The organism is Pseudomonas sp. RIT-PI-r (genome assembly GCF_001297015.1).
Lineage (GTDB): Bacteria > Pseudomonadota > Gammaproteobacteria > Pseudomonadales > Pseudomonadaceae > Aquipseudomonas.
Genome location: NZ_LIGE01000022.1, coordinates 258236 through 280769 on the forward strand (window position 1 = coordinate 258236; position 22534 = coordinate 280769).

At 59.8% G+C, this 22534-nt stretch carries 27 protein-coding genes; 11 read left to right on the forward strand and 16 right to left on the reverse strand.

Annotated elements, in window-relative coordinates; genetic code table 11:
* Positions 1-35 precede the first annotated feature (35 nt).
* Positions 36-311 carry a hypothetical protein gene (locus tag AK821_RS31005; protein ID WP_064389396.1) on the reverse strand — a complete coding sequence of 92 codons (276 nt, stop codon included), beginning with the start codon at positions 309-311 and terminating at the stop codon, positions 36-38.
* 403 nt (positions 312-714) lie between these two features.
* Here AK821_RS31005 and AK821_RS09300 point away from each other — a divergent pair, with 403 nt between their 5' ends.
* The 3 genes from AK821_RS09300 to AK821_RS09310 all read left to right on the forward strand — a co-directional run bounded on the left by AK821_RS09300 (position 715) and on the right by AK821_RS09310 (position 2535).
* On the forward strand, positions 715-1185 hold the full coding sequence (locus AK821_RS09300) for a hypothetical protein (protein WP_082355425.1): 471 nt from the start codon (positions 715-717) through the stop codon (positions 1183-1185).
* A gap of 8 nt (positions 1186-1193) precedes the next feature.
* Positions 1194-1391, forward strand: a complete 198-nt coding sequence (locus AK821_RS09305) for a hypothetical protein (RefSeq protein ID WP_064389398.1) — start codon at positions 1194-1196, stop codon at positions 1389-1391.
* A 127-nt stretch (positions 1392-1518) separates the two neighbouring features.
* A complete protein-coding gene (locus tag AK821_RS09310; RefSeq protein ID WP_064389399.1) occupies positions 1519-2535 on the forward strand; it encodes an ABC transporter substrate-binding protein in 1017 nt (338 codons plus the stop codon).
* 90 nt (positions 2536-2625) lie between these two features.
* Here AK821_RS09310 and AK821_RS09315 read toward each other — a convergent pair whose 3' ends face one another.
* Positions 2626-4758, reverse strand: coding sequence for a TonB-dependent receptor (locus AK821_RS09315; protein WP_064389400.1), 2133 nt, complete (start codon positions 4756-4758; stop codon positions 2626-2628).
* A gap of 92 nt (positions 4759-4850) precedes the next feature.
* Entirely contained in the window at positions 4851-5240 is a 390-nt protein-coding gene (locus AK821_RS09320) for a DUF2946 domain-containing protein (RefSeq protein ID WP_064389401.1), read from the reverse strand.
* Between the two features lie 93 nt (positions 5241-5333).
* On the opposite strand from AK821_RS09320, the gene AK821_RS09325 reads away from it, so the two are divergent.
* Positions 5334-5774: a DUF3995 domain-containing protein gene (locus AK821_RS09325; RefSeq protein ID WP_064389402.1), complete on the forward strand. Its 441-nt coding sequence runs from the start codon at positions 5334-5336 to the stop codon at positions 5772-5774.
* Between the two features lie 116 nt (positions 5775-5890).
* On the opposite strand, the gene AK821_RS09330 is transcribed toward AK821_RS09325, so the two are convergent.
* The 7 genes from AK821_RS09330 to AK821_RS09360 all read right to left on the reverse strand — a co-directional run bounded on the left by AK821_RS09330 (position 5891) and on the right by AK821_RS09360 (position 13131).
* On the reverse strand, positions 5891-6253 hold the full coding sequence (locus AK821_RS09330; RefSeq protein WP_064389403.1) for a Na+/H+ antiporter subunit G: 363 nt from the start codon (positions 6251-6253) through the stop codon (positions 5891-5893).
* On the reverse strand, positions 6250-6528 hold the full coding sequence (locus AK821_RS09335; RefSeq protein WP_007910754.1) for a K+/H+ antiporter subunit F: 279 nt from the start codon (positions 6526-6528) through the stop codon (positions 6250-6252). The genes AK821_RS09330 and AK821_RS09335 overlap by 4 nt, the downstream gene beginning before the upstream one ends.
* Positions 6525-7013 (reverse strand): Na+/H+ antiporter subunit E, encoded by a 489-nt coding sequence (locus AK821_RS09340; RefSeq protein WP_064389404.1) that lies wholly within the window; start codon positions 7011-7013, stop codon positions 6525-6527. The genes AK821_RS09335 and AK821_RS09340 overlap by 4 nt, the downstream gene beginning before the upstream one ends.
* On the reverse strand, positions 7010-8689 hold the full coding sequence (locus AK821_RS09345; protein WP_064389405.1) for a monovalent cation/H+ antiporter subunit D: 1680 nt from the start codon (positions 8687-8689) through the stop codon (positions 7010-7012). Before AK821_RS09345 ends, AK821_RS09340 begins: the two co-directional genes overlap by 4 nt.
* Positions 8686-9030 carry a Na+/H+ antiporter subunit C gene (locus tag AK821_RS09350; RefSeq protein WP_016775082.1) on the reverse strand — a complete coding sequence of 115 codons (345 nt, stop codon included), beginning with the start codon at positions 9028-9030 and terminating at the stop codon, positions 8686-8688. Before AK821_RS09350 ends, AK821_RS09345 begins: the two co-directional genes overlap by 4 nt.
* Positions 9030-11948: a monovalent cation/H+ antiporter subunit A gene (locus tag AK821_RS09355; RefSeq protein WP_064389406.1), complete on the reverse strand. Its 2919-nt coding sequence runs from the start codon at positions 11946-11948 to the stop codon at positions 9030-9032. Before AK821_RS09355 ends, AK821_RS09350 begins: the two co-directional genes overlap by 1 nt.
* A 247-nt stretch (positions 11949-12195) precedes the next feature.
* Positions 12196-13131, reverse strand: coding sequence for a DMT family transporter (locus AK821_RS09360; RefSeq protein WP_064389407.1), 936 nt, complete (start codon positions 13129-13131; stop codon positions 12196-12198).
* An 85-nt stretch (positions 13132-13216) separates the two neighbouring features.
* Between AK821_RS09360 and AK821_RS09365 the strand changes: the two genes are divergently transcribed.
* Together AK821_RS09365 and AK821_RS09370 are read left to right on the forward strand one after the other, a co-directional pair.
* The gene (locus AK821_RS09365; protein WP_064389408.1) at positions 13217-13780 is read left to right on the forward strand and encodes a helix-turn-helix domain-containing protein; all 564 of its coding nucleotides are present in this window, start codon (positions 13217-13219) and stop codon (positions 13778-13780) included.
* The gene (locus AK821_RS09370; protein ID WP_064389409.1) at positions 13781-15187 is read left to right on the forward strand and encodes an FAD/NAD(P)-binding protein; all 1407 of its coding nucleotides are present in this window, start codon (positions 13781-13783) and stop codon (positions 15185-15187) included.
* Positions 15188-15384: 197 nt separating this feature from the next.
* On the opposite strand, the gene ppnN is transcribed toward AK821_RS09370, so the two are convergent.
* A complete protein-coding gene (ppnN, locus tag AK821_RS09375) occupies positions 15385-16758 on the reverse strand; it encodes a nucleotide 5'-monophosphate nucleosidase PpnN (RefSeq protein ID WP_064389410.1) in 1374 nt (457 codons plus the stop codon).
* A gap of 223 nt (positions 16759-16981) precedes the next feature.
* On the opposite strand from ppnN, the gene AK821_RS09380 reads away from it, so the two are divergent.
* Positions 16982-17509 carry a DUF3087 domain-containing protein gene (locus AK821_RS09380; RefSeq protein WP_064389411.1) on the forward strand — a complete coding sequence of 176 codons (528 nt, stop codon included), beginning with the start codon at positions 16982-16984 and terminating at the stop codon, positions 17507-17509.
* On the opposite strand, the gene AK821_RS09385 is transcribed toward AK821_RS09380, so the two are convergent.
* Positions 17506-17886, reverse strand: coding sequence for a DUF2784 domain-containing protein (locus AK821_RS09385; RefSeq protein WP_064389412.1), 381 nt, complete (start codon positions 17884-17886; stop codon positions 17506-17508). The two genes, AK821_RS09380 and AK821_RS09385, sit on opposite strands and share 4 nt — an antisense overlap.
* Before the next feature lie 52 nt (positions 17887-17938).
* Complete coding sequence (locus AK821_RS09390) at positions 17939-18874, reverse strand: GGDEF domain-containing protein (protein WP_064389458.1); 936 nt, start codon at positions 18872-18874, stop codon at positions 17939-17941.
* A 52-nt stretch (positions 18875-18926) separates the two neighbouring features.
* Here AK821_RS09390 and AK821_RS30790 point away from each other — a divergent pair, with 52 nt between their 5' ends.
* The 4 genes from AK821_RS30790 (at position 18927) to AK821_RS30900 (ending at position 20291) form a co-directional block, all read left to right on the forward strand.
* Positions 18927-19079, forward strand: coding sequence for a hypothetical protein (locus AK821_RS30790; RefSeq protein WP_158260939.1), 153 nt, complete (start codon positions 18927-18929; stop codon positions 19077-19079).
* A complete protein-coding gene (locus tag AK821_RS09395) occupies positions 19072-19770 on the forward strand; it encodes an AzlC family ABC transporter permease (RefSeq protein WP_064389413.1) in 699 nt (232 codons plus the stop codon). Before AK821_RS30790 ends, AK821_RS09395 begins: the two co-directional genes overlap by 8 nt.
* A complete protein-coding gene (locus AK821_RS09400; protein ID WP_064389414.1) occupies positions 19767-20081 on the forward strand; it encodes an AzlD domain-containing protein in 315 nt (104 codons plus the stop codon). The genes AK821_RS09395 and AK821_RS09400 overlap by 4 nt, the downstream gene beginning before the upstream one ends.
* Before the next feature lie 63 nt (positions 20082-20144).
* On the forward strand, positions 20145-20291 hold the full coding sequence (locus tag AK821_RS30900; RefSeq protein WP_163024179.1) for a hypothetical protein: 147 nt from the start codon (positions 20145-20147) through the stop codon (positions 20289-20291).
* 42 nt (positions 20292-20333) lie between these two features.
* Here the strand turns inward: AK821_RS30900 and AK821_RS09405 are convergent, their stop codons facing one another.
* The 3 genes from AK821_RS09405 to AK821_RS09415 all read right to left on the reverse strand — a co-directional run bounded on the left by AK821_RS09405 (position 20334) and on the right by AK821_RS09415 (position 22513).
* The gene (locus AK821_RS09405; protein WP_064389415.1) at positions 20334-20609 is read right to left on the reverse strand and encodes a hypothetical protein; all 276 of its coding nucleotides are present in this window, start codon (positions 20607-20609) and stop codon (positions 20334-20336) included.
* Positions 20610-20941: 332 nt separating this feature from the next.
* Positions 20942-21622: an SOS response-associated peptidase gene (locus AK821_RS09410; RefSeq protein WP_064389416.1), complete on the reverse strand. Its 681-nt coding sequence runs from the start codon at positions 21620-21622 to the stop codon at positions 20942-20944.
* Positions 21623-21670: 48 nt separating this feature from the next.
* On the reverse strand, positions 21671-22513 hold the full coding sequence (locus AK821_RS09415) for an ABC transporter permease (RefSeq protein WP_064389417.1): 843 nt from the start codon (positions 22511-22513) through the stop codon (positions 21671-21673).
* Between the last annotated feature and the right edge of the window lie 21 nt (positions 22514-22534).

The window sequence follows — 22534 nt, forward strand, 5'->3', positions numbered from 1 at the left end:
TATTGAGCGCCCTATGGCGCAGATGATCACTCTCTTTATCTGAGGCAGTCGCTGGCGCGGAGTTCGATTTGTGATTCAAGCGAGCGAGCGAGGGCGCAGGCTTCGTTATGATCCTCGCGGAAACCTCTTACAAGTCCTGTCGATTTTTCCCTGATGTGAAAGAAGGCGTTGCCGGCAGGGATTACCTGAAAGCGTGGGGTATGGGCGTATTGCCCGACGCTGGACAGTTCGGCCATCCCGTTCACGTGCAGGACGAGGGGAGACTTTACGCGGGCGTCAGCGGGCAGGGCGAAGTGAGTCAGAGTGCACATATGAAGTCCTTTTCATGAGGCGGCCGGTATTTACAGGCCGTTTCGGGTAGTCGTAATGAGCATCGCTGCTCTAGAATCGCCAGTACCTGTTGACGACAGCGCTTATCTAAAGCAATTTTTCACGAGCGATATGTCGGAAAAGAGCTTTTTTTCGTGAGAATTTTCCCTAAAGTTCGTAGTCAGCATTCTCTGTGCACAAGTAAGGAATTTTCCTTCGAGTTTTGGCGACATCGAGGCAAGTTTCGCGGGTGACATTCCAGTAGTCTTGCGAACCTCGCGATGATTGAGCAGTCTGCTCGGTTCGAGCTTTTCATTTGAGTCACCGGCAGTTCCATCGGCCTGGCCGTTTTTTTGCCGTGCGCGTTTTCCCGCGTACGGTTTTTTCAGATGTGGGGATGTTTCTTTGGCAGTCAGTAACCTCGATATGCATGCTTTGTTCGTGCTGGGTGATTTGCGTGCAAAGCTGGTCAAGCAGTTTCAATCGCGTTTTGTTTACATCACCGAGCAAAACGCCGAAGGCATTTACGTTGCCGAAATCGATACCGAAAGCGCTTTGGTCGTAGATGACAAGCCCGGGCTCAAGCTCAAGGTCGGCGATCATTTCAGTGCCTCGGTCCTGCCCAGCCGTGAAGGCGGCAAGATGGATATCCGATTTCGCGAAATCAAACTGACGGTCTATGGCCTGGGCGACTACGCTTTTGTCTCGACGGCCGATGGTCAGGCGATTCTGTTCAAGGAAGGGCACAGTGTCGTAACGGTGTTCGCCGCCAATGAACAACTGCAGGAAGGCCTGACCAAAACGCTGAAAGCCGTCACCGCCAAAGCCGCCAAGTGGCGCAAGGGCGAACTGGTGACCTTCAAGGCCAGCGAGTGAGCGCAGCATTGAGCCGCGCCGATTTCCATTCGCAAAACCTCGATACCGCGCGTGCGCAAGCCCGGCGCCTGTTCGCGGCGAAGGCCGAAATGCAAGGCGCGTGGCTGAGTTGGGTCGCCTCGCAGATCTACACGTTGCGTCCCGCGGCATACGCCAGCATGGTCAGACGCGAGCTACAAAGCTTGCAGGAAAAATCTGAAACATAACCTCGTCACGCGCAGGCACCTGAAAAAGCAGGAACCTCGGCTACAGTCAGTTGACTGAGTATTCAGAGGCTTGCGGTCTTCTGTCAGGCCATCCTGCCATTGCTGTGAACAGCACGAGGTGCAATGCATGAACGGATTTCGACGGTTAATGGCCGCCAGCGTGGTCACACTCGGATTGCTGACGTCAGCGCAATCGGTGATGGCGGCACAAGCGCCGATTCATTTTGCCGACCTGAACTGGGAAAGCGGCAGCCTGATCACCGATGTCCTGCGGATCATCGTCGAGAAGGGCTACGGGCTGCCGACCGACACGCTGCCGGGCACTACCATCACTCTGGAAACCGCCCTGGCGAACAATGACATTCAGGTCATCGGCGAGGAATGGGCAGGGCGCAGTCCGGTGTGGGTCAAGGCCGAGGCTGAAGGCAAAGTGGTCAGCCTGGGCGATACGGTCAAGGGCGCCACCGAGGGCTGGTGGGTGCCGGAATACGTGATCAAGGGCGATCCCGCCAAGGGCATCAAGCCGCTGGCACCGGACCTGCGCAGCGTCAGTGACCTGAAAAAATACAAGGATGTGTTCAAGGATCCCGAAAATCCGAGCAAGGGGCGTTTCCTCAACAGCCCGATCGGCTGGACGTCGGAAGTGGTCAACAAGCAGAAGCTGACAGCTTACGGCTTGCAGGATGACTTCACCAATTTCCGTAGCGGTTCGGGGGCTGCGCTGGATGCCGAGATCAGCTCTTCGATCCGTCGTGGTAAACCGGTGCTGTTCTACTACTGGTCGCCGACGCCATTGCTCGGCAAATTCAAACTGGTGCAACTGCAAGAGCCGCCGTTCGATGCCGAGGCGTGGAAAACCCTGACCGACGCCGATAATCCCAATCCGAAACCGACCCGGTCGCTGGCGTCCAAGCTGTCGATTGGCGTGTCAACGCCGTTTCAGAAGCAATATCCGCAGATTGCCGAGTTCTTCAGCAAGGTGGATTTTCCGATCGAACCGTTGAACAAGGCGTTGGCGGACATGAGCGAGAAGCACTCGGCGCCACGGGAGGCGGCAGTGGCATTTATGAAGGCCCACCCGGACGTGTGGCAGGCCTGGTTGCCGAAGGATGTGGCGGAGAAGGTTTCGGCTGATTTGAAGTAAAGGGTTGAGGCTGATGGCCTCATCGCGAGCAGGCTCACTCCTACATTTGGAATGCATTCCCCTGTAGGAGTGAGCCTGCTCGCGATGCTTTTAAAACTTCATCTGCACCGCCAGTTCGAAGGTGCGCGGTGTGCCCAGGTAATACGCCGGCGAAACATGCGCAAACTCGGCATACACCTCATTGGTCAGATTGCGCACCCGCCCGGTCACGGTGGTGTGTGCGTCGACCTTGTAGCTGAGGAAACTGCCGAACAACGTGTAGGACGGCACCGTCATGGTGTTGGCAGTGTCAGCAAACACCGATGCCACATACCGCGCATCCACCCCACCTTGCCATTGCGGCGAAAAATCATAAGTCAGCCACAGATTGCCGACTCGATCCGGTACGTTGGTCGGCGTATTGCCCTTGCGTGACACCACCACGCCGGCAGCATTTTTCTCGGTGAAGTCGTCGTACTGCGCATCGACCCAAGCGAAGTTGCCTTCGGCCAATAGCTTGTCGGTGATCCGCAGCGAACTGGCGATCTCTAAGCCTTTCGATGTCTGCTGGCCGACCGGAATGCTGCTGGTCGGGTCCAGCGGATCAGTCACGGCGAAGTCCTTGCGCTCAATGGTGTACGCCGCCACGGTCGCCGAGCCGCGGCCATTCAGATAATCGAATTTGCTACCAATCTCCCATTGTTTGCCGGTCGAAACGTCGAAGTCCTGCGTGCCATTCGGTTGCTCGGCGGCGGTGCTGTATTGCACGTAGACGTTGGCCGACGGAATGAACTGGTAGGTCAGGCCGGCGCGGCCGGTGACTGGCTCCCAACTGCGCTTGAGGTGCTTGGGGTTGGCGGCGGTCACGGTGCGATGGTTGGTCACGTCGAGGTCAATGTCGTCATAGCGCAGACCGGTGAGCAGCGACAGTTTGTCGGTCAACGCCAAACGGTTTTCCACGAACAATGCCTTGGTGGTGACCTCGTTGGTTTTGTCGCTGATCAATTTGGGGTTGGTGCCTGGAATGTCGTAGAAATGCCCCGGGCGATAATTGTTTGGGTCTACCGTGCTGGCACCTTTGACGTTCAGCGGCGAGTTGGTGGTCTGGTTGACCTTGTATTCGAAGCCACCCGACCACGTCGTATCGAGACCGAACATCGTGTTGTCGTGGCGCAGTTCGAACTGGTTGCCGTTCTGTTCGCCCTGATGCCGCACCTGATACGCGGTTGAGCGGTTCACCGCGCTGTTGTCGGCGTTGTACTGATAGGTCTCGAGGTTGCGGTAGTCGCGCTGGCTGTCGAGGTGATAAAGCGTGTTGCGCAAGGTGGTGCTGTCGTTGATCCGGTAGTCGATGATCGAGCGTACCCAGATCGTCCGTTGTTCGTAACGACCGTCCTCGACGTTGTAATTGTTGAAGCGATTGTGTTTATCGATCTTCAGCTCACCTGCCTTGGGGTTGAGCACGGGTGTACCCCAATACGGGCTGTCCTCGTGTTCGTCCTGATACTCCAGCGCCAGGGTGTGCGACAAGTCCGGCGTGAGATCGCTGAGCAGCGAGAACGCCACGCTCCAGGCATCGCGTTCCTGACGGTCGATGTAACCGTTGCTGGTGTTGTGACTGACGTCGAGGCGCGCGTAGTGCTGCACATCGGCGCCCGGCTCGGTCAGGGCATGGTTGAGGCCAAACGCGGTTTCGGTGGTGTCGTAGGTGCCGTAGCTGACCCGGCCTTCAATTGCCTGCTCGTCGCGGGTGGCGAGTTTGGTTACGTAGTTCAGCGAACCGCCGACGGAGCCTGCGCCATTGATCAGCGATGACGGGCCGCCGACCAATTCCACACGGTCGTAGATCCACGAATCAACAGGACGTGCGAGGCCGCCTGAGACGTTGATGCCGTTGAACATCTGGGTGATCTGGCTGCTGGTGAAGCCGCGATAGGAAACGAAACCGCCAAAACCCGGCGGCGCACTGGCGTTGACCCCGGGCAGGGTATTGGCGGCGTCCTGGAAGTTTTGCGCGCCATGGCGTTCGATGTCGTTGCGGTCGGCGATGGCGACCGAGGCCGGTGTGTCGCGCACGCTCAGACCAAGCCGCGAGGCCATGCCGCTGGACTGGGCGAGGCTCAGACCGGGTTCTGTGCCGGACTCGCCGTTGATGGTGATGGGGGCCAGATCGACGGAGGCTTGTGCCCAGGCGTTGACGGACAGGCAGCCGCACAGGCTCGCCAGCAAAGTGAGTTGTTTCATCATTGAATCCTGAATGCTTGTCTAGGAGTCAGCGCACAGGCAAACGCCGCGCGTTGGCGCAGTGGGCTGACAAATCAAAAACGCAGAAACACTCAGGCGAGCGGCGGGGCGCGAGGGTTGGCTGTAGGCCAGGTGAAGCGGGCAGGCAGGGCGGCGCTGACAATCGTCGCCAGCGGTGGGCTGTGTTGCTCCGGCAGGATGGCCAAGGTCAGGCTGGAGTTGAATGCCGGCCCCATGCCGCCGCCAACGGAGCACAGTGGACAGCCAAACGCCTTGGACAGCGTCGGCAGTTGCTCTTCGGTGGGATTGCTGGCGAGCGGGGCCTGCGTGGCCGGGTCGACCGTACAGAACTGACCGCCGATACCGTTCAGCTGCAAACCGACCATTTGTCCGTGACCGATGCTACAGGCGAACACGTTGAACAGGACGCAGCAATAGAGCATCCAGGCCAGCAATGAGCGATCGGAACGGGAGAATTTCATGGGGCGGCACTTTACCGTACCGCTGATCGGTCGTGCACTTGAAAAAAATGCGGCTAGGATGATTTGTTCAAATCCCTTTCAAGGATTTCAACCATGACCTTTGTGTTGGCTCAATGGCTGGTGACGGTTTTTACAGTGATCAGCCTGATGCATGTGTATTGGGCGCTGGGCGGGCAATGGGCGGCGGCGGTGGTGGTGCCGCAGGTGCCGGTGCGCGGATTTGTCGCAACGGTGCGGCCGGCCTTCAAACCTTCGGGCTGGCTCACGCTGATCGTGGCGGCGGCGTTATTGGTGATTGCTGTGCTGGTGTGCATGCGGGTGGGCTGGGGAGTGCCGGCTGTGACGCACAAGGCGCTGCAATGGGTGATCAGTGCGATTGCATTGTTGTTGTTTGCCCGGGCGATCGGTGATTCGAATCTGGTCGGGTTCTTCAAGGAAGTGAAGGATTCACGGTTTGCGCGACTGGATACGTGGGTGTATTCGCCGTTGTGTGCGGTGTTGGGGGCGGGGTTGTTGGCGGTGGCTTGGGTTTGATATTTGAGGTGATCTGGAGATTGCTATCGCGAGCAGGCTCACTCCTACAGGGGAACGCATTCCAAATGTAGGAGTGAGCCTGCTCGCGATGGCGTCATTACAGACAATACAAAACTTCAGCTACCACTCTCGGTGCGTCGGCTACTGACCTCGGCCGGCACATCATCCCCGGCCATGCGCTTGCGGAACAACGCCGCCCGCGCCAGCAGCAGCGTAGTCACCGGCACGGTGATCGCCAGTAAAATCGGAATCAGCCAGGCGTGTATGACCGGCCCGGATTTCAGCGCCGAAAAACAGATAATCGACGCCAGCGCCACACACCACGCACCCAGTGTTGAAGCCAGTGCCGGCGGGTGCATGCGCTGGAAATAATCCTTCATGCGCAATAACCCGATCGCACCGAACAGCGCAAAAACGCCACTGAGCACCAGCAGGATCGCCACCGGGATTTCAATCCACAAAGACAATTCAGCATTCATTCGATCACCTCGCCACGCAGCAGGAATTTCGCCAAGGCAAACGAGCCAACGAAGCCGAACAGCGCGATCAGCAGCGCCGCCTCGAAGTAAGTGTCACTGGAATAACGGATGCCCAGCGTCAGCATCATCAGCATCGCAACGATGTACAAGTAGTCCAGCGCCAGTACCCGATCCTGCGCCGAGGGCCCTTTGAACAGACGAACCAGCGTCAACACCATCGCCAGCGAAAACAGGAACAGCGTCAGCAGAATCGCGTTCGACAATAATGGGCTCATTCGAAAATCTCCATGAGCGGCCGCTCGTAGGTGCTCTTGAAGTGCTCGATGAACTGCGCTTCGTCATCCAGATCCCAAACATGCAGCAACAGCACGCTGCGATCCAGCGCCAGTTCCGACCAGACCGTGCCGGGCACCACCGTGCAGATCATCGCCAACGTCGCCAGACCGTGAGCATCGCGCAGGTCCAACGGCACTTTGACAAAGCCTGAGCGCGGAGGGCGGCGGCCGGCATTAAGCACGCCCCACGCGACGATCAGGTTGGACAGCACCACGTCACGACCTACGATCACGAGCAGGCGCAGAATCGTCCCCGGTTGGCGAATACGCGCTTGTTTCGGGCGCAGCTTGCGCATCATCAGGGGGGCAGCAAATCCCAGTATTGCGCCGAGCAGCAGATTTCCCGGGCTGATCGACAGGTTTAGCGTCAGCCACAAGGCACAAAGTGCCAACGACAATAACGGTGCAGGAAACACGCGCCTCATGGCTGCACCTCCAGCATCGCGGCTTTCGCTTCCGGACTCGGTACGGCACGGGTGCCGAGCACCGCCATCACGTACTGTTGCGGGTTGTGCAACGCCTCGGCGGTGGCCTGGGTGTAACGCAACAGGGGTTCAGCCTTGAAGGTCAGGACGATGCTCAGCCCCAGCAACAGGAAAATCGGCGCGCATTCGAGTTTGCGCAGCAGCGGCGAAGGACGCTCTTCGGGTGTCCAGAAGCGCTGGATGCCGAGGCGCGAGAATGCCATCAGCGAGGCAAGGCCGGACAGGATCAGCAGCGCCAGCAGCGCCCAGGCTGCGTTGGAAATCGGCGCGCCAGTGCCCAGGCCCAGTGGATTGAGGAGTGCGCCGATCAAGCTGAGCTTGCCGATAAAACCGGACAGCGGTGGCATGCCGATGATCAGCAGGGCACAGGCTATGAAGCTCAGACCGAGAAACGCCATGGTCCACGGGATGACCTGACCGACCACGGCTTTCTGTTCGTCGTCGAGGTTGATGCCTTTGGGCGGTTGCAGGGATTCCTGTGGTCGCGGCAGCAGCTCGCTTTCATCCTCCAGCGGGATCTCGTTGGCCGAACGCGAGCGTTCGATCAACTCGGCCAGCAGGAACAACGCGCTCAACGCCAGAGTGGAGCTGACCACATAGAACAGCGCCGCGCCGATCAGGTTCGGCTGAGCGAAACCGATCGCCGACAGCAGGATGCCGGCCGACACCAGAATGCTCAGGCTGGCCATGCGCTCCAAGCGTTGCGCGGCGAGAATTGCCAGCGCCGCGCAGGCCATGGTTGCCATGCCGCCGTAGATCAGCCAGTCGCCGCCAAAGAACGCAGACGCTCCGGCTTGCCCGGAGAACAGCAGCGTCCACAGGCGCAACAAGGTGTAGACGCCAACCTTGGTCATGATCGCGAACATTGCCGCCACCGGCGCGCTGGCCGAAGAATAGGCAGGGACGAGCCAGAAGTTCAGCGGCCACATGCCGGCCTTGGCCAGAAACGCCACCGCGAGAATTCCCGCGCCGGCGTGCAGCAAGCCTCTGTCGGCTTCCGGCACCAGCGGAATCTTCAGCGCCAGATCGGCCATGTTCAGCGTACCGGTTACGCCATAGATCAGCGCGGCGCCAATCAGGAACAGCGACGAGGCGAGCAGGTTGATCGAGATGTAATGCAGCCCCGAAGACACTCGCGCTCGGCCGGAGCCGTGCAGCAACAGCCCATAAGACGCGGCGAGCAGCACTTCGAAAAACACGAACAGGTTGAACAGATCCGCCGTCAGGAACGCGCCATACAGACCCATCAACTGAATCTGGAACAGCGCATGGAAGCTCGAACCGGCGCCGTCCCAACGCGCCATCGCAAACAGCAGGGCGCTGACGCCGATGATCCCGGTCAGCACCAGCATCAGCGCCGACAGGCGATCGACCACCAGCACGATGCCGAACGGCGCTTGCCAGTTACCCGGCAAGTACACGCCGATGGAGCCGGGCACGCCGGTGGTTTGCGTCCATTGCAGCAGCATCACTGAAATGAACAGACCGACGAGGCTGGAGAACAGGTTGATTTTCGCCTTCAGCGGCCGGTGCCGTTCGCCGAGCATCAGCATGATGGCGGCGGTCAGCAGCGGCAGCAGGATCGGTGCGGCGATCAGGTGAGTCATCGCCATCATTCTTTAGGCTCCCGGCCGTCGACGTGGTCGGTGCCGGTCAGGCCGCGTGAAGCGAGCAGAACGACGAGAAACAGCGCGGTCATGGCGAAACTGATGACGATCGCCGTGAGTACCAGTGCCTGTGGCAGCGGATCGGTGTAATGCAGCAAGTCCTGGGTGACGCCATCCTTGATCACCGGCTCCTTGCCGATGAACAGGCTGCCCATGCTGAAGATGAACAGGTTGACCGCATACGACAGCAGACACAGGCCCATGACTACCTGAAAGGTTCGTGGCCGCAGGATCAGCCAGACGCCTGACGCGGCGAGGATGCCGATGGCGATTGCGATGACTTCTTCCATCAGACGGCTCCTTTGCTGGCGACGGACTTGGGCAGCGATGCGGTCTTGTGACCCCGCACCGATTGGTGGGCGAGGGCGGTGAGGATCAACAGCGTCGAGCCGACCACCACGCCGTACACACCAATGTCGAAGAACAGTGCGCTGGCGATATGGATGTCTCCGAGCAGCGGCAAGCTGAAATGCCAGGTATGCGTGGTCAGGAACGGATAGCCGACCAGCATCGCGCCGAGGCCGGTGGCGGTGGCGAACAGCAATCCGGTGCCCATCCAGCGCAACGGCCGCAGGCTCATTTGCGCCTCGACCCACTGTGTACCGGCGACCATGTATTGCAGGATGAACGCCACCGACATCACCAGACCGGCAACAAAACCGCCGCCCGGCTGGTTGTGCCCGCGCATGAACAGGTAGAACGACACCACCAGCGCAATAGGCAGCAGGAGGCGCACCAGCACCGCCGGCACCATCATGAAACCGAGCGCGGTGTCGCTGGCCGAACGCGGGTTGACCAGGTCGGTGACCACGTCCGGCGCGAGCAAGCGTTGCTGGGCTGGCAGTTGCAGGCTTTCTTTCGGCGGGCGGAAGCGTCGCAGCAGGGCGAACACGGTCAGTGCCACGGCAACCAGCACGGTGATCTCACCGAGGGTGTCAAAGCCACGGAAATCCACCAGCATCACGTTGACCACATTGCTGCCGCCGCCCTCGGGCAGGGCTCGGCTGAGGTAGAACGAGGAGATGTCGTTCGGTGTCTGCCGCGTGAGCATGGCGTAGGACAGCAGGGCCATGCCGGCGCCGACGGCAATCGACAGCAGCAGGTCGCGCAGACGACGAATGCGTGCCTTGCGCAGACTGCTTGGCAGGGGCGAGACTTCTTCGATACGGCGTGGCAACCAGCGCAGGCCGAGCAGGATCAGCACAGTGGTCACCACTTCAACCGCCAGTTGCGTCAGGGCAAGATCGGGCGCGGAGAACCAGACGAAGGTCACGCAGGTCATCAGGCCACAAACGCTGACCATGGTCAGAGCCGCGAGTCGGTGATACTTGGCTTGCCAGGCAGCGCCGAGGGCACAGGCAATCGCCAGCAGCCACAGGGTCACGAAGACGATCGAGCCGGGGATCTTCGGCCGGTCGCCCCAGCTCAGCGTGCTGTGCAGCATCGGGATCAGGCCGGCGAGCACCGCCGCCAATACCATCAGGAACAATTGCATTTGCAGGCGTCGGGTGCCGAGTCGCCGCTCCACGCGGCGGGCCATGCGCATCATCACCACCAGACTGCGCTCGAACAGGCGCTTGCCGTTGAAACGGCCGATCAGTGGCGGGTATTTGAAACGGCCGCGCTTGAGCTGATTGCGCAGCAGCAGATAGACGACGATACCGCCGGACATGGCGATCAGGCTCATGATCATTGGCGCGTTGAGGCCGTGCCAGATTGCCAGGCTATATTCCGGCAGTACGCCACCGACAACTGGTAGCGCTGCCGCCGCGAGCAACGGGCCGACGATCTGCGCCGGGAAAATCCCCACCAGCAAGCAGGTAAACACCAGCAGCTCGACCGGCGCACGCATCCAGCGCGGCGGTTCGTGCGGGGTGTGCGGCAGGTCGGTGGCCGGCGGGCCGAAGAACACATCGACGGTGAAGCGCAGGGAGTAGGCGACGCTGAATGTACCGGCAATGGTCGCGACAATCGGCAACGCCGCTTCGACCCACGCGGTGGCATTGATGAACACGGTTTCGGCGAAGAACATCTCTTTCGAGAGGAAACCGTTGAGCAATGGCACGCCCGCCATCGAGGCGCTGGCAACCATGGCCAGTGTCGCGGTGAACGGAATCAGCTTGATCAGGCCGCTGAGTTTGCGGATGTCACGGGTGCCGCTTTCGTGGTCGATGATGCCCGCCGCCATGAACAGCGAGGCCTTGAACGTGGCGTGGTTGAGGATGTGGAACACCGCTGCCACTGCCGCCAGCGGACTGTTCAGGCCGAGCAGCAGGGTAATCAGGCCTAGATGGCTGATGGTCGAGTAAGCGAGCAGACCTTTGAGATCGTTCTGGAACATCGCGCAGTACGCGCCGAGCAACAGCGTACACGCGCCGGCTCCGCTGACGATGTAGAACCACTCTTCACTGCCGGACAGCGACGGCCACAGACGCGCGAGCAGGAATACACCGGCCTTGACCATGGTGGCCGAGTGCAGATACGCAGAGACTGGCGTGGGCGCCGCCATGGCGTGGGGCAGCCAGAAGTGAAACGGGAATTGGGCACTTTTGCTCAGTGCGCCGATGAGGATGAGGGGTAACAGGATAGGGTAGAGGGCATGTGCGCGAATCATGTCGCCGGCGGCCAGGACCTTGTCGAGGTCATAGCTGCCGACGACATGGCCGAGAATCATGACCCCCGCCAGCAGGCATAACCCGCCCGCACCGGTGACCATCAGCGCCATGTAAGCGCCGCGACGCGCGTCGGCGCGGTGGTGCCAATAGCCGATCAGCAAGAAGGAGAAGAGGCTGGTCAGCTCCCAGAAGAACACGATCTGAATCAGGTTGCCGGAGATCACCAGGCCGAGCATGGCGCCCATGAACGCCAGGAAAAACGCGAAAAAGCGCGGCACCGGATCGTCCGGAGACATGTAATAACGCGCATATAAAGAAACGAGTGTGCCGATGCCGAGCACCAGCATCGAGAACAGCCAGGCGAAGCCGTCCATGCGCAAAACGAAGTTCAGGCCGAGGCTGGGCAGCCACATGAACTCTTCGCGGATCACGCCGCCATGGGCAATTTGCGGGTACAACAACGCAACCTGGACGGTGCCGATCAAAGCGACCAGACCTGCCAACAGGGATTCGGTATTACGCGCGTTGTGTGGCAGCACCGCTGCCAGACAGCTGCCAATGAATGGCAGAAGCAGTAGAACTATCAGGGACATAGGCTTCTAATCTGCGGAAGTTTGTGAAGCATCATACGTGCCAGCTCCCCGATCACCAAACGCCAGGATGTCTCAGAATCCTACAAAGTAGTCTGAATATTTATGTTTGGCATTGTTTCAGGTAGATCGATGTTGCTTGGATTGGCCTCATCGCGAGCAGGCGAAGGCCTACATTTGGAATGCGTTCCCCTGTAGGAGTGAGCCTGCTCGCGATAGCAATAATTCAGCCTATGAAGGCTTCGGAGCTTTACCCCTGTGCTTCCCGCTCCAGCTCAGCTTCGGCTTCTGCAACCTTACCCTTGGTCTTCAGCTCACTGACAATCACCGCCGCCACAATCATTCCGGCCCCCAGCAGCGCAATCGCCGGCAACCGCTCGCCGGCAATCCGCCCGACAATCCCGGCCCACACCGGCTCACCGGCATAGATCAACGTCGCCCGAGTCGGCGAAACGCTTTTCTGCGCCCAGTTCATTGCCACCTGAATCGCCGCACTCGCAGCGCCCAGGCCCAGCGCCGTCACCAGCAGCGTCCAGGAAAAGTCCGGTATCAGCTCGCCCGTCGGTACCACCAGCAGGAACGACAACACCGATGTTGTGGCCAGTTGCACCACGGTGACCCGGCGCACATCCACTTGGCCGGCATAGGTACTGATCAGGATGATCTCGGCGGCAATCGCGATGGCGCTGATCAACGTGGCAATTTCACCCGGGCTGAAATTCAGCGACGCCCCCGACGGCCCCGACAGCAGCATCAAACCGGTAAACGCCAGCATGATCCCGATGCTCGGCATCAACCCCGGTCGCCGTCCCAGCACCAGCCATTGCAACAATGGCACGAACGGCACGTACAACGCGGTGATGAACGCCGACTGACTGCTCGGGATCGTTTGCAGTCCGACAGTCTGCAGGCCGTAACCAAGCATGATCGCCACGCCGATGAACGCGCCGGCCTTGAGTTCAAACAGGGTCAGTTCGCGCAAATGCCGCCATGAGAACAGCGCAACGATACAAGCCGCCGCCGCAAAACGCAGGCCGACAAAAAACATCGGCCCGCTGACCGTCATCGCATGCTGAACCAGCAAAAAGGTGCCGCCCCAGATCATGGTGATCAGCACCAGCACGCACTCGGCTTTGCTGAAACGAGAGAAACGAAGGGGAGTGGGGGAGCTGTTCTGCGACGTCATGACCTTGCGCACTATAAAAAGGAGGCCGCACAATGCGCCCAACGTTGCGCAGTATACTGCCCAACCTCACCGAGTGAGCAATATAGTGCACAAAGATTCGACTCAAAGAACCTCCGTTCTCCAGCACGTCAGTCAGAACGTCCGACGCCTGCGCCACGCCGCGGACATGAGCCAGACCGCGCTGGCGGAAAAATCCGGCGTCAGCCGACGCATGCTGGTGGCGATCGAGGCGGGTGAGAAGAATGTCAGCCTGACCACCCTTGACCGCGTCGCCGAAGCGCTGGATGTGGCCTTCAGCGATCTGATCCAGGCGCCGGACGCCCGTGACCCGAGCCGGATCAATGAAGTGGCCTGGGCGGGAACGATTCCAGGCAGCAAAGCGGTGCTGCTATCGAAAGCCACGGCCACCCGCGAAGTCGAACAATGGGAGTGGTGCCTGCAACCGGGCGAGGTTTATCCCTCGCAAGCGGATGCGGAAGGCTGGAGCGAGCAGATTTTCGTCTTCGAAGGTTGCCTGACGCTCATGCTCGGCAATCAACCGCAACAAATCGGCACAGGGGAGTTCTTCATGTTTGCCAGCAACCAGCCGCACTCCTACCGCAACGATGGCGATGTTGCGGCGCGGTTCGTGCGTAATGTGGTGATTTGAATGGCTTGCGACGCGGATATCCTGATCATCGGTGGTGGGCTCAGCGGTACGATGCTGGCCGTGCAATTGCTGCGTCAGCCCGGGCGGCGAACAATCCTGATCATTGAGCCGCGTACCGAACTCGGTCGCGGCGAGGCGTACAGCGCGGTCGAGCTGGGGCATACGCTGAATGGCAATGCGGCGCGGATGAGCGTCGATCCGGATAACCCCGATGACCTCACGCAATGGCTGACTGCACATATTGCGGCTGGCGGCTGGCCAGAGTCTGCCGAACAGAATGTGCAGATCAGCGAGCTGTTTCCACCGCGCGGACTGTTTGGCGTGTATGTGCAGCAGCGCCTGGCGGAAGCCCGACAGGTGGGGGCGCAGCAGGGTTCCACCGTCGAGCACCTTTGCGCCGAAGTGCTGGACCTGCAAACCGATGCCGATACGGTGTTGCTCGGCTTGAGCGATGGCCAATCGTTGCGAGGTGCCTGTGCGGTGCTCGCCACCGGCATGTTTGCCGCCGCGCGCACTGCGCAGAAACACTCCAGTGGCCTCAACGCCGCCGCGCTGGACCCGTGGAACGTCGCGGCCATGCGCCAACTCGATCCACAGGCGAGCGTGCTGATCATCGGTTCCGGCCTGACCATGGTTGACGCCGTGGTATCGCTGGAGCAGGCCGGGCATCGCGGGCCGATTGAGGTGTTTTCCCGGCATGGTTTGTTGCCCCATGTGCGTCGCCAGCCGCCGGCGTGGCCGGACTTTCTCGACGACGACCAGAGCATTCGTACACCACGGCAGTTGTTGCGCGAGTTGCGCCGACACTGTCGCGACGCCATCGCTCAAGGCATTGACTGGCAGGCGCCGCTGGACACGGTGCGGGTGCATATCGCCCGCCTGTGGAGTCAGGCGACTGACGTGCAGCGGCGACAATTCGTACGCCATGTGCGGCCGTGGTGGGAAAGCCATCATCATCGCTCGCCACCGTTGAGCGCGGCGTTGGTCGAGCGCTTGCACGGCGAAGGGCGTCTGCGCATTCAGGCGGCTTCATTCAAAGGGCTTGAGCCGAATTCGAAAGATGGCATCAGCATTCGCATTCGACGTCGCGGTGAGTCTGAAACCTGCGTGGTGCAGGGGGCGGCGCTGATCAATTCCAGTGGCATTGAATACGACTGGCGCCGAGTGGCGCGGCCGTTGCCGCAGCAATTGCTGGCGCGCGGCTTGATACAGCCGGGGCCGTTGGCGTTGGGGATTGCGGCGGCGGTGGATGGCGCCGTGCTGGATGCCGACGGGCGTGCGTCCAGCCGGGTGTTTGCGATGGGGCCGCCACTGCGGGGAATGTGGTGGGAGAGTACGGCGGTGACGGATGTGGCGTTGCAGGCCAAGGCGTTGGCGATGCGGTTGGCGGGCAGGTCAGAAATTTGAGGTGTGCTTGGCGGCCTCTTCGCGAGCAGGCTCGCTGCCACATTTGCTTGGGCGAACGTTGACGTTGTGTCGACATTCAGACCCTGTTGGAGCGAGCCTGCTCGCGAAAGCGGTGGGGCAGTCGAGATCAACAGCGACTGATAAACCGCTATCGCGAGCAGGCTCACTCCTACAGTGTCAGGTGGTGAGCCAAAGAGTTACGCCACCACCCGATAGCAAGGCACATACGCCGCACCGCCCGGCAGTTTCATCCGGTGCTGGGCGACGAAGGCTTTGAGCAGCGCGTCGAGCGGTTGCATGATCGCCGCATCACCACGGATCTGATATGGCCCGTGTTCTTCGATCAGGCGAATACCTTTGTCCTTGACGTTGCCGGCGACTATCCCGGAGAAAGCCCGACGCAGATTCGCCGCCAGTTCGTGCGGTGGCTGGTCGCGGTGCAATTTCAGGTTGGCCATGTTTTCGTGAGTCGGATCGAACGGACGCTGGAAGCCTTCGTCGATTTTCAACAGCCAGTTGAAGTGGAACGCGTCGTTGCGCTCGCGGCGGAACTGCTTCACTGCTTTGAGCCCTTGAGTGATCTGTCGCGCGACTTCGGCCGGGTCGTCGATGATGATTTCGTAGTGCTGCTTGGCCGCCTCGCCAAGGGTCGCAGTGACGAACGCGTCGAGCTGTTCCCGATACGGTGCGGCATGTTTCGGCCCGGTGAGGATCACCGGGAACGGCAGGCCGGCGTTGTCCGGGTGCATCAGGATGCCGAGCAGATAAAGGAACTCTTCCGCCGTACCGGCACCGCCCGGAAAGATGATGATGCCGTGGCCGACACGCACGAACGCTTCCAGACGTTTTTCGATGTCCGGCAGAATCACCAGCTCATTGACGATCGGGTTCGGCGCTTCAGCCGCAATAATGCCCGGCTCGGTCAAACCGAGATAACGACCGCCATGAATACGCTGCTTGGCGTGGGCGATGGTTGCGCCTTTCATCGGGCCTTTCATCACGCCGGGGCCGCAACCGGTGCAGATGTCGAGGCTGCGCAGGCCCAGTTCGTGGCCGACTTTCTTGGTGTATTTGTATTCTTCGGTGTTGATCGAGTGGCCGCCCCAGCACACGACGATTTTTGGCTCGACGCCCGGGCGCAAGGTGCGCGCGTTGCGCAGCAGGTGGAAAACGTAGTCGCTGATGCCTTGCGAGGTGGTCAGGTCGATGCGTTGGCTGTCGAGTTCGTTTTCGGTGTAGACGATGTCGCGCAGGGCGCTGAAGAGCATTTCACGGGTGCTGGCGATCATTTCGCCGTCGACGAACGCGTCGGCCGGAGCGTTCAGCAGCTCCAGGCGTACGCCGCGATCCTGTTGGTGAATGCGGATTTCGAAGTCCTTGTAGGCTTCGAGGATGGTCTTGGCGTTATCGACATGGGCGCCGGTGTTGAGGATGGCCAGGGCGCACTGGCGGAAGAGGGTGTAGGTGCTGCCGGATCCGGCTTCGCTCAGTTGTTGGACTTCACGTTGAGAAAGGGTTTCCAGGCTGCCTTTCGGGCTGACCGAGGCATTGATTACGTGTCGTTGGGTCATGCAATGATCCTTAAAACGATGTCATCTCAAGACTAGGCGATGGCATCCGAATGATGTGTATCCATGAATGAAGATGGCACGATCTGCGCTGTACCGCCATGTCCCCGTTGGACGCTGAAAAGATGAAAAGGAGCCCCAGCATAGCTAAATCCCTCGCAGAGGCGATAATGCGCCGGCGAGTTTTTTCCGTTGCCCCTTTTGTCGCTCAAGGAAGTCATAAGTGATGTTCGAGATTCAGCCGATGGACGCCGCCACCTTTCGCCAGCAGACCCGGCGCAGCACGATCATCATCGCCGTGCTGTTCCTGGTGCTGGCGATGTTGTTTTCCAGCGTCGCAGTGGCGCTGTTCGGCGAGCCTGGCGGCGATAACCTGCGGTTCAACGTCGGTGGGGTATTTGTCGCGTTCCTGCTGACGGCGGCATTGCTGCGCGGGCGCTTCTGGCATCAGACCTGGATGGCCCCGGCGGTGTACAGCTGGCGACTCAAACGCAACCTGATGAGCATCACCAATGTGATGCATCAGGTGACGGCAGCCGTGGAGAAGAACGATCCAACAGCGATGAAGGTGCTGCGCTTCTATCATCTGGGCCTGACGCAAATGCATGAACTGGACGGTAACTCCAGCGATCATGGGCAACTGTGGCGAGAAGTCGAAGCGCATAAAGAACGGATGCAGGCGCTGGGTCTCGACACTGAACAGGCACGACTCGACCCGGCCTGGCTGGACGCGTTGAAGCAGGCGCCGCGCTAGAGCATCTGCTTGCCGCGCCATTTCGATGAACGGATCATGCGTCCGTAGACCAGCAGATTGACCGCCAGCACCACGCTGCCCAGTGCCAGTTGAATCTGCGGGGTCAGCCCGGCCGGATAGATGATCGGCCAGATGTAGTGCTCGATGAAGCCGCCTGCGTATTCGGTCTGCCCGGCGGCGTGGCGCATCAGGTTTTCCCAGTAGGTCAGCGGACAGGTCAGGTGCAACACCTCGACCGCCACGCCCCAGGCCGCAGCCGGCAAATGCAGCCACATGATTCGCGGCCATTTCAGTACCAGCAACCCGCCGAACAGTACGAACAAAATAAAGCACAAATGAAACAGCACCAGCCCGTCGGCTGCGATTCGGTACAGCATGTGGTCTCCCTGACGCGAGTGTGAATGGCGCTATGTTACGCCCGTCAGCGGACTAAACGTCAGTGCGAAAATCAGCGAATTCGGCGCGCATGCGCCCGTTGTGTTTGGCTTTGTAGAGCAGTTTGTCGACCTGTTCGACGAAATCCAGGGGATCGCTGCCGGCAGCGGCTTTCGTCGTGCCGACGCCCAGGCTCAGACTGACCTGCGACGACACCTTCGACTGCGCGTGCGCAATCTGCTGCTGACGGATCAAGTGCAGACATTTTCGCGCCACCAGACGCGCCGACTCGGCATCGGTTTCCGGCAGCAGCCAGACAAATTCTTCGCCACCGATCCGCGCGATGAAATCCCGTGGCCGGTTGGCCGCCAACGACAGCGTCCTGGCCACTTGGCGCAAGCATTCGTCACCTTTGATGTGGCCGTAATGGTCGTTGTATTGCTTGAAGTAGTCGATGTCGAGCACCAGCAGTGACAGCGGCAGGCCACTGCGTTGTGCGCTGGTCCACTCGCGTTCAAGGACCGTGTCGAACATGCGCCGGTTGGCGATGCCGGTGAGCCCGTCCTGGAACGAATACTCTTCGAGTTGCTTCTGCAAACGGATCAGATGCTCTTCGGTTTTCTTGCGTTCGCTGATATCGAACATGAAGCCGACCAGCGCTTCGACTTCGCCGTCCTTGCGCACCACGTGCACCACATCGCGGATCCACACGTAGTCGCCGCTGCTGGTGAGGGCACGATAATCGGCTTCGTGATCGACGCCGGCACGCGATTGCGAGACGCAGAATTCGACGACGTAATCGCGGTCATCCGGGTGCATGCGCTCGACCCAGTCATTGACTCCGCCCCAGCTGTCCTGCTGCCAGCCGAGCAAGGTTTCGATCTGTGGGCCGATATAGCTGAAGGTCATGCTTTTCCAGTCGATCCGCCATGGAATGGCTTTGGTCGATTCCAGCAGGGTTTTGTACACGTCATTGTCGATGGCGGTCATGGCAGGCAGGGTCTCAACGGGAATGTCTCGAGGAGGAAGATGCTGCGCCAGCATGTTGCTGGCACCTTGGCGTTGCAAGCGGCTGGCCGATGAACGGTTGCATCAGGCCGATTTCCCACAAGTGCGCAAGATTGTTCAAGCCAAAAAACCGCGTTTACTGGCAAAGTCTCTGGCCGTTTCCCTGATTGAAGAGCGTTATGTCTGATTCACTTTTGCCCCGCAGCGCGTTCCTGCGCGGCGCTGCAGCGATCATGCCGTTGTCTCTGGCGACTGCGCCGTGGGGGTTGCTTGCCGGCTCCATGGCGATTGAAGCCAATCTTACGCCGCTGCAAGGGCAGGGCTTGTCGAGCATCGTATTTGCCGGCGCTGCGCAACTGGTCGCGATTGGCATGCTCAAGGGCGGGGCGGGAATTTTCTCGATTCTGCTGACCACAGTGCTACTGACGTCACAGCATTTGTTGTACGGGATGAGCATGCGTTCGGTGATTTCGCCGCTGCCGGGGCGCTGGCGAATCGGCCTGGGCTTTTTGCTCACCGACGAGTTGTTCGCTTTGACCAGCCAGCACGACCGCCAGCAGTTCAATCGCTGGTATGCATTGGGCGTCGGCCTGACGTTCTACATCGCCTGGAACCTCTTCACGCTGGCTGGCATCATTCTCGGCAGCAGCATTCCGGGGCTTGAGCATCTGGGCCTGGACTTCTCGATTGCGGCGACCTTCATTGCCCTGATCACCCCGGTAGTGCGCAATGTGCCGACCGTGGTGTGCGTGGCGGTGTCGCTGTTCTGCTCGGTGCTGTTCAGTTATTGGCAATGGGGTTCGGCGCTGGTGTTGTCGGGGCTGGCGGGTATGACCGCCGGATTTGTCTGCAACAAGCTGTATCGGGGGCGCACATGATGGTCTGGGCAGTGATTTTCGGTATGGGGATTCTGGTGTTCCTCAACCGCTACGTGTTTCTCGAACCGCGCTTGCCGGTGCGTTTGAGCAGCAATGCCCGGCAGTTTCTCGGGTTCGCAGTGCCAGGCATGTTGACCGCGATCTGCGGCCCGATTGTATTCATGCCCGACAAACAGCTGAATCTGCAGTGGGACAACCCCTATCTGCTTAGTTCGCTGGTAGCGATCGGGCTGGTGATATACACGCGCAGCACTTTGCTCAGCATGCTATTGAGCATGGCGTTCTTCTTTGTGCTGCGCTGGTGGCTCTAAGTTGTCGAATTAAAACTGTTCTACGCTGTAAGGATGACAGGTTACTTGTGACGGGAGGCGGGCATGGCGACTGAGCAAAAACATCCGGAGCCGGATGACGACGACACAGACGAGCCGACGCAAGAGGAAATAGAACGCGAGAAACACAAAGAGCAGACCTGGAAGCACGATGATGGCAGAGAGCTATCCGATCCTGATCGCAAGTTCTGACCGACTGATATGTAAAAGCCCCGCATGAGCGGGGCTTTTTGTCTATCGAAGATCGTCCATCTGCGGGAATTCGGGGTGTGATGCCCGATATCCCAAAGTTCGATCGATCCACGCATTGAGCTCGTTGACCATCACCGGTGGGTGGCCGGGATACCCCTCGAGGGTGGTGCGCAGGATACGTTCGATGTCGGGAACGGAACGCAGGTTTCGGGTCTTGATGTAGTGGCCGATAAAACAGTCGAGTTCAAAGCGTTCTGTCATCGACAGAAAAATACACTCCAGGCCGCTGACCTGTTTGATTGCAAAATCGTCGCGCAACTTATTTCTCTGCAAGGGCTTGTAAAGTTATAGGGAATTCCTGATTTGTTGACTCTTTGGTCAACTGGTATACCAATCGGAAAGGCGGCGCGCATGCTAGCTGTAGTGCATCTAAATGTATGTATGACGATTGAAATGTCAGACCAGTGGTTAATTCATTCGAACGACTGTTTTAAGTGCTTTGATTCAAAAATGAAACACCATTTGTAAAGCCCATGCGTCATCTGCAGGAGCTGCCGAAGGCTGCTATCTAATACTGTGCTTAACAACAGCAAAAGATTGCAGCCTGCGGTAGCGCCTACAGGGGATAGACGCGAGGGGCGCAAAGATATTCAGGGTTGTTCGAGAATCAGGCTCGCGCCTTGATTGCGGGTGTTACCCACGGCTTTGCCGACTTTGTGCCATTCGAAGTTTTCGCTGCTTTCGCCTTCGAACAACAGCATCTGTTCGGCGCGCTCGACAGGCGTGGCAGGGTCGAGCCATTCGTGCACCAATTCTGCGCAGAACACCACCGGGCGACGATCATGGATATCGAGCAGACCGCCGGCGCTGTCAGCTGTGATGATCACGAATCCATCGTCATCGCGAGCATCGGCGTCCGGTGTCGGACACTGACCGATGGCCGCGCAGAAAACTGCTCCACGATCGGCCCGACGGATCAGCCAGGGCTGTCGGGTTTTGTCCTCGGCATCGACCCACTCGAACCAGTTGTCGACAGGCACGATCAGGCGCTGACGCCAGATCGCCCGGAAAAATGGGCCATGGGCAACCTTCTCCACGCGCGCATTGATCGGTGCCGCGCGATCCTTGGCCCAGTGCGGGCGCCAGCCCCAGCGCAAATTGTCGGCATACACGCGTTGTTCGTGTTGATGGAGAACCGCCAGCGCAGTGGTCGGCGCCGCGTTGTAGCGGTTCAGCGGTGCATCGCCGACGTGGTTGATCAGCGCATCGGGAATGCTCAACACGGCGACAAAGTCGTGAATGCCACGGTATTGCGAAAGTCTTCCGCACATGCGCTGAACCTCCGGCAGGACATTTTCAGCTTAGTTGCCTTTGAGCATTCAATCCTTGCCGTCCTGCCCGGTGAACGTATCGCGCCACGCCAGCCAGCGTTTTTCGAGCGCCGCGAGCAAGCCGTCGCTGAGTTTGCCCAGCAGGGCGAGGACGATGATCGCGGCCAGGACAATGTCCGGGCGTGAGGTTTCGCGACCGTCACTGAGCAAATAGCCGAGGCCTTTGGTTGCGGCGATCAGTTCGGCGGCGACCAGAAACATCCACGCCAGGCTCATGCCGCTGCGCAAACCGGTGAACAGGCCGGGCAGTGCGGCCGGCAGGAGAATCCGCCGCACCAGTTGCCAGCGACTGAAGCCGTAGATGCGGCCGACCTCCACCAGTTTGCGATCGATATTGCGGATCGCCGCGACAACGTTGACGTACACCGGAAAGAACGCGCCGATGGCGATCAAAACGATTTTCGAAGTCTCGTCGATGCCCAGCCACAGCAGCAACAGCGGCACCCAGGCCAGGCCCGGGATCGAGCGTAGCGCGGCAAAAGTCGGTTCCAGAAACGCCTCGGCCTCACGGCTCAAACCGACCCATGCGGCAAACACCAGTGCCAGGCTGGCGCCGATGGCGAACCCGAGCAAGACGCGAACCAGACTGGCGCCGATGTGTTTCCACAGGGCTCCTTCGGCGAGATCGGTCAGTGTCACGGCAATCTCGCTGGGCGCTGGCATCTGGTAGGACGGCAGCCAGCCAATGCGTACGATAAATTCCAGCACGACGACGATCAGCAGGGGCAGGGCGAGGCCTTTCAGGCGGCGCTGCCACATTGGTTTGAAAACGGCAGAAGGCCGGCGCGACAAGGCGAGCGGCGCGGGCAGGTCTTTGCTGTGACTGGTCATGATGCAGGCTCCGCTCACGAC